The sequence below is a fragment of the Desulfotruncus arcticus DSM 17038 genome (assembly GCF_900113335.1).
GTDB lineage: Bacteria > Bacillota > Desulfotomaculia > Desulfotomaculales > Desulfallaceae > Desulfotruncus > Desulfotruncus arcticus.
This window is the reverse complement of the sequence record NZ_FOOX01000043.1, coordinates 1-5,663: the sequence shown is the minus strand read 5'-3', so window position 1 is coordinate 5,663 and position 5,663 is coordinate 1. Positions and strand designations below refer to the sequence as shown.

At 40.3% G+C, this 5,663-nt stretch carries 8 protein-coding genes; 2 read left to right on the top strand and 6 right to left on the bottom strand.

Annotation, left to right across the window (positions count from 1 at the left end):
* On the top strand, positions 1-363 hold a 363-nt coding region (locus BM056_RS25315), incomplete at its 5' end, for an ATP-binding protein (protein ID WP_165613721.1).
* 1 nt (position 364) lies between these two features.
* Positions 365-751 (top strand): hypothetical protein, encoded by a 387-nt coding sequence (locus tag BM056_RS25310; protein ID WP_092476285.1) that lies wholly within the window; start codon positions 365-367, stop codon positions 749-751.
* A 545-nt stretch (positions 752-1,296) separates the two neighbouring features.
* Here the strand turns inward: BM056_RS25310 and BM056_RS26500 are convergent.
* The 6 genes from BM056_RS26500 to BM056_RS25280 all read right to left on the bottom strand — a co-directional run bounded on the left by BM056_RS26500 (position 1,297) and on the right by BM056_RS25280 (position 4,891).
* Positions 1,297-1,446, bottom strand: coding sequence for a hypothetical protein (locus tag BM056_RS26500; RefSeq protein WP_165613720.1), 150 nt, complete (start codon positions 1,444-1,446; stop codon positions 1,297-1,299).
* Positions 1,447-1,496: 50 nt separating this feature from the next.
* Positions 1,497-2,066, bottom strand: coding sequence for a hypothetical protein (locus tag BM056_RS25300; RefSeq protein WP_092476281.1), 570 nt, complete (start codon positions 2,064-2,066; stop codon positions 1,497-1,499).
* Between the two features lie 173 nt (positions 2,067-2,239).
* Positions 2,240-2,533 carry an XRE family transcriptional regulator gene (locus BM056_RS25295; protein ID WP_092476278.1) on the bottom strand — a complete coding sequence of 98 codons (294 nt, stop codon included), beginning with the start codon at positions 2,531-2,533 and terminating at the stop codon, positions 2,240-2,242.
* Positions 2,526-2,864 (bottom strand): type II toxin-antitoxin system RelE/ParE family toxin, encoded by a 339-nt coding sequence (locus BM056_RS25290; protein ID WP_165613719.1) that lies wholly within the window; start codon positions 2,862-2,864, stop codon positions 2,526-2,528. Before BM056_RS25290 ends, BM056_RS25295 begins: the two co-directional genes overlap by 8 nt.
* A gap of 317 nt (positions 2,865-3,181) precedes the next feature.
* Complete coding sequence (locus BM056_RS26685) at positions 3,182-3,838, bottom strand: zinc-finger-containing protein (RefSeq protein ID WP_207648248.1); 657 nt, start codon at positions 3,836-3,838, stop codon at positions 3,182-3,184.
* A gap of 27 nt (positions 3,839-3,865) precedes the next feature.
* The gene (locus BM056_RS25280; RefSeq protein WP_131820852.1) at positions 3,866-4,891 is read right to left on the bottom strand and encodes a tyrosine-type recombinase/integrase; all 1,026 of its coding nucleotides are present in this window, start codon (positions 4,889-4,891) and stop codon (positions 3,866-3,868) included.
* Between the last annotated feature and the right edge of the window lie 772 nt (positions 4,892-5,663).

Below are 5,663 nucleotides of genomic sequence, written 5' to 3'. Positions count from 1 at the left end.
CAGCTTTCGGAAGCCAAGAAGGCCGGCACACTGGGGACGCTGTTGAAAAAACTGAATAAAGCATCTGTCATTATACTGGACGAGTGGGGCTACGTACCATACGACCGTACCGGTGCCCAGTTGCTCTTTGACTATCTCTCCGAGATACATGAGCACAAGTCCATCATATTGAACACGAACCTGGAGTTTTCCAGGTGGGTCAATGTACTCTATGATGAGCAGATGACTGTTGCCCTTGTAGGCAGACTTATGCACCACTGCTATCTTCTCCTGTTTCCGGGAGAGAACAACCGGTTAAGGGAGTCCAGTATCAATGACCTTTACCGCTCAATAGCGTCAACAGATAAGAAGGAGGGTCAATGATATGACCATAAACAAAACAATTATCAGAGAACTTGAACATACATACAGGAGGTCTTTTCCCAATGACCTTAAGCGGTATCTGCTCGTGAAATATGCAGAAGAGCCGTTTCCGTATGAATTCACCGAACAGGATCTTTATGCTAACATCCGGCGGGATATTAGTGATTATGAGGCCGGGGAACTGGATGTCACAGTAAAAAGCCCGTCCGAACGCTGGCAGGAAGAGCGTGAGCACCTTAAGAATCTGTATATTGAAAAATCCTGCGAGGCACGTGATCTTAAGGAATATGTTGCCGAATTGGAACAAATGCTTTCAGACCACGGTCTGGAATCTTCCAGAATAGCAGAACGGCGGATTGAATACTTAACCGAATCACTTTCTTTTTAATTAATTCAGGTAACAAATGCCTGCAAGTCTTCTCTTTCCCTGTAGAACATGGCGGGGAAAGAGAACCTGCAACATTGTGGAAAATGGAGATGCAATACTATGGAAAAATTACTTGCAACTTTCTCCAAAAAACTCTTGCAAAAAACACTAATCAGGTTTGGGTTGCCGATATTACATATATCGCAACGGATGAAGGGTGGTTGTACCTTGCGGCTTGTGTCTATTTTAACGGGGCAAGCTCAATATTTTTTATTAAATAATGTAGTTCTTTAAGCAATTAGCTTAATCCTTTTTTGGCAAATGATGTTTTCAGTGTTAATATACTTTATACTTAAGGTAGTAATGGCTTTGTGAGGTGATTCCATAACATTAAGTTTTGAGGAGCTTAAACAAGCTATTTAGCGTACCAAACTAGTTACTATGCAATAGAATAATTTTGGTAGTATAAATTCTTCTAGCTCCCATTCTAACACCAATGCCCGGATTATAATCCGGGCATCATTCTTACATATTTAGAATCATTTTTCTTTGCTGTAATCCAGTAGTTATGCAATTTCAGGATAATATCCCCAATTCCACAACTTAAATTCTAAAGAATTTGGCCATAATTTATCAGTCAGACTGGCAAAACGCTCGGTTACCGTGTCAAAATAAACTTGGATCTGATCTGCTGGTTGCAACAGCGGATCCAACAACCGGCGTTGAATAAGTAGTTGTAAAGCATTGTATCTACATCTATTGCTATTTATGGTAAGAGAAGTGACTCCAATGCTGTTAATACTTGATATATTTCTATACATATTCCATCAAAATCAATTTCCTCATCCTTATTTAGGTCTATGTGCCAATAATGATTTGCATATATCTCAGATACTCTTTTATTATTATCCAAATCTGTCAACATTGACCACCTTAATAATGGTCTGTTACTATGTTCCATAACACTGTCAAATACATTTGACAGCGCTTTTTCAATATAATCAATTATTTTTATATCACTCATGTCAAAATAGTAATTAATTTCTAACTCAATAAATGGTTCTGGTTCTAGCTCATCATGAAGGCAAGATTCAGTTTCATTATGATACAAAGAACAGTTACCTCCATAAACTGATTCAGATGTCAAGAGGCTATCCCACTCAAAGCTAATTTCTGCTCTTATCTTTCCATCCTTAGCATCTCTTGTTTTACATATATTGATATACTCACGATTGCAGCTTCGAAGCTCTATTTTTTCCTGAATAAGATATGGATCCAAGTTAGCGTTAATTATAGAATCATTCAACCTAGCAACAATATCTTCATATTTTAACATAATATTTCACCTCTTATCATTGTTAATGGTTTACGTGAACTACCCCTTCCTGAGTTGAACGAAGGGAGGGGTAGTTCACCTTGGTAAATTCTCATATAACTTTCTTTTTGTACCCTTATGTTACACCGATCCACGACCTTAATCCACCTATTAGCCTTGGCATCTGATGTGAATTATACTTTATGGTGTTTTGTTGGTACGATTTCCAGTTTAAGATCTAATGCATCAAGTGTTTTTAAAACGGTAACGAAATTTCCGATACGCGCCCTTTCCAACCTAGATACCTGGGCCTGGGTCAAACGTGCTTTACGTGCAAGGGTTCCTTGACTCCAGCCGCGTCTAGTTCGTTCGGCAATAATAGCCCTAGCTATCTGATAACGAGGCTCATCTTTAAGCATTTCTTCGATGATTTGCGGTCTGCTTTCAAGGCGTTCGGCAATTTCGTTCATGGTGACAAATTTAGTCATCTATTTTTCCTCCTATCGTTTGCAAAAACTCATGGAGAATGTTCTCAGCTTTGCGTATTTCCGATTGCGGCACTTTGCTTGAAGTTTTTCGGAAGCAATTTGTCAGTAAAAACTTATCACATAAAACTGAAAAGAATAATGTCCGTTCATTGTATCGAGCAAATTTTGTCCGTAATTCCCATAGTTTTTCATTGCTATCCCATATACGATGAATATATCTGTCAGGTAACATAAGGCCAAATTCATTCAGCAACATGATGTCGTGAAGTATTTTAGCTGATACTTTTGGTTGGGTGTGATTTATGATATATTGTGCAACTTCTTCGGTCATAACGATTCTGGAGCATCGAGATAACCTTTCCAACAAATCTTTTTTGGTAATTCGGGCCATTATTTTCCACTCCCAAGTTTTATTATATCAAAATTGATATAATCGGTCAAACAAGTCAACCCATCTAGTCCGTAAATAGATAAAAATCTTGTATTTATGCGGTTTATGTGGTCACCGTGGCTGACCATGCCAGGCCCCGGTGCAGTAGCCGGCACCAGCATGGTCAGCAAAACTAAGCTTCATTTTTCTCTTATTTGCAACGTTTTTAACTCTTTATATATTTTTATCCCTAGCTGTAGAAATCCAATTCCTTTTCCTTACAAATATTTACCATTTTTTTGACACATGCTTAAGTCGAAATATCCTATATGAGCACTTTTAAACGGTATGTTTAATTTTTTAGCAAGCCATTTATACGCTTGTGTCCTACTGATTCCTGCTGATCTCTGGATACTATCAAATGCAAAATATGCTTTTTTCCTATACTCCCTTAATTCTTTATTTGCCAAGGTTCCACGTGGCCATGTCGTTCCTTGATGAGTTCCAACATAGGCATCACATTCCGGGTAATTCACACATACATAAAACATTCCATAACTTCTACCATAGATTATCTTACTATCTATTAGTTTTGAACTTGCTCCACAATAAGGGCACTTTAACTTAATTTTATCTTCCGGTATTTCCCAATTAACTAAACCAAAATACTTATTTGTCATTATTTTCAGTGTTTTTAAGGCGCACCAATATATTTGACTCATTTCTAAGCCGTCGGCAGCAACCTCTCGTAAAAATTCTTGAACTTCCTCTGGTTTTACTCTACATATGAGGAACTTTGTAGTATTACGTTTCTTAGCTAAGTATTCAGCAAATTGCATACAAATATCCTTATAATTATCCCGTGCTTCTGATTTATTACGGCTTATAGCAAATAGTTCTTTAACTTGTCGGAAGATCGTTTTCACTTTTGACACTACTAATCTTCCTCCCAAAATATAGAGTTATTTGTCTTTGCTATAGTCAATATACCAATCTAAAACCTCACCCCGGTTGTGTCCTAAAATTTTACTTACCTTTACCCGGGCCTTATCCCTGTCCATCCCTTTCTCCCTAAATTCATAATATTTTTTACTGGCCCAGGTAGCCCTTAAATTATGAACCCTATGCTGACCCAACCCGTTTACCGTACATGCTTTTTCAAAACTACTCCAGATATTTTTACACCGATTTTCCCATTTCCTTCCCGGCACCTCAAAAACCAAGTCTTTATCACCTTTATTAGAGCAAATATTTTTCAACTCTAATAAATAAGGTTTAGTAACAGGTACCCAGCGATCTCTCTTCCCTTTGGCACCATACTTTACATGGATTAAACCATTTTCAAAATCAATGTCTCGTACCTGTAATTTAGCACACTCTTTTTCCCGTAATCCTAACTCAGACATACCACGAATAGCTACACCATACTTATCTCCATTTTTTTGCTGCCAAACATGCTGCATAATTTTAGTCATTTCTTCCTCAGAGTAAACCCTGTAACCTTCCCGGCTATCCAATCTTTCCTGTTTACCCACGGGTATTTTTTGGCCGGCTGCCCTAGCTCGATTTATCATTCCCCGCAAATCATCCGGCACAATTCTAATCTCCCCGCCAAACCGATTTTCCACGGCATCTGAAAATTTTCGCAATGCTGAAGCAACCCCTTGAATATCTTTAACCCCACGATTTAATAAATCCTTAAAAAAAACCTTTCCGGCCTCCTGGTGGTTATATGAATTTATATATTTATGCCCGAAACCGTTCTCATCCGCAAATTTTATATACCGTTCAGCTGCATTGAGCGTATTTTTATACCATTTTGCTGAATGAACGTATTTGGTCTTAGCTGTCAATACCTTTTCTCCTTTCGCTCGGGCCTCCGCCCGGTACTCCTGCTTGGCCTGGTGTTTTGAAGTGCCCTGTTTTGTAATGCTATTTAAGGCCATCTCAATTTGCTTTTTTCGGCTTGGCGCCGACCTACTACCCATAAAACCCCCCCCGCTACTGATTTTTACCCGTGCCTCCGGGACACTACCGGTCCCGGAGGTCCTCAAATAAGCTACCACCTAATAAGCCCCTTACCGGGGCTTTGACAACTGCCCTTACCAGGGCAGAATTCACTTTGTTTCCTGATTTCTTCTGACGATCTTGCGTTACTACCGTAATGCAAAAAACCCTACCGGTACCCATGCCCTTTTGGCCTACCGGCAAATCGGCTCCAGCTTGCCACTACCGCTGGCAGGCTGGAGAAGGAAGAAACCCCAGCGCACTCTTCCGCGTGCGCTGGGGTTTCTTCCTTCTCCAACTACCGTCGTCGTCGGAAATTCAGCCGCCACGCGGCTTTCAAGTTTTGCTATGTTTTTTCTCTACCAAAAAACAACATAGCAAAGCTGGCTTCTGCCGAAGCCTTTTTAAAAACCCTGCTTTCGCAGGTTTTTATTCGGGTGATCTCCGACACCCGGGACCGGCGGGCGGCGAATAGTGAGACCCCATCTTAAACCGTGTCCCTTTAAACGACCTCCATCACTACCGTGATGGCGCGTATATGGCGCGGGACCCTATGACGCCGTTGGTCCGGATGGCTTATGCCATCCCCGGATTATTAGCAGTTACCACTGCCACGGGTTCTAACGAACCCTCCGACTAACCTGGTATCTACCAAGTGAAAATTAAACGGCAACTTCGTTGCCCATTGATCACTATGATCACTTTCCCCTTTCGGAGTGGCCCGGCTTACGCCAGGCCAGTTAACTTACAATT

Bases quoted from the DNA above. Each gene is read 5' to 3' on its own strand.
- BM056_RS25310 (WP_092476285.1), top strand. From the start codon at position 365: ATGACCATAAACAAAACAATTATCAGAGAACTTGAACATACATACAGG.
- BM056_RS25300 (WP_092476281.1), bottom strand. From the start codon at position 2,066: ATGTTAAAATATGAAGATATTGTTGCTAGGTTGAATGATTCTATAATT.
- BM056_RS25295 (WP_092476278.1), bottom strand. From the start codon at position 2,533: ATGACTAAATTTGTCACCATGAACGAAATTGCCGAACGCCTTGAAAGC.
- BM056_RS25290 (WP_165613719.1), bottom strand. From the start codon at position 2,864: ATGACCGAAGAAGTTGCACAATATATCATAAATCACACCCAACCAAAA.
- BM056_RS25280 (WP_131820852.1), bottom strand. From the start codon at position 4,891: ATGGGTAGTAGGTCGGCGCCAAGCCGAAAAAAGCAAATTGAGATGGCC.